The sequence below is a fragment of the Psychrobacter proteolyticus genome, assembly GCF_038155145.1.
GTDB lineage: Bacteria > Pseudomonadota > Gammaproteobacteria > Pseudomonadales > Moraxellaceae > Psychrobacter > Psychrobacter proteolyticus_B.
This window is the reverse complement of sequence record NZ_JBAKAY010000046.1, coordinates 1-247: the sequence shown is the minus strand read 5'-3', so window position 1 is coordinate 247 and position 247 is coordinate 1. Positions and strand designations below refer to the sequence as shown.

Below are 247 nucleotides of genomic sequence, written 5' to 3'. Positions count from 1 at the left end.
GACGAATGGCAGCACAATAAGTCTTAAAATACCCTTGATGAATAAAAGTATTAAAAAGTAGCAAACGCTATGATAGCTTTTTGACTAATACCAATCTGTAAAGATTTTCGTAACCGCCGCCCATACGTACGCCGCGATCAGGCGCGGTATCTAGATAATCTCGCCCAATAGCCACATACAGATGTGAGTTTGGGGTAAATGCCTGATTTGAGATATCAAAAGTATAGCAGTTACCATGCAGCCATAC

The 247-nt window shown here is 40.9% G+C and carries 1 pseudogene; it reads right to left on the bottom strand.

The features are described 5' to 3' along the window. Positions 1-67: 67 nt before the first annotated feature. A pseudogene (locus V6252_RS12950) lies at positions 68-247 on the bottom strand (transglutaminase family protein); the annotation flags it as partial.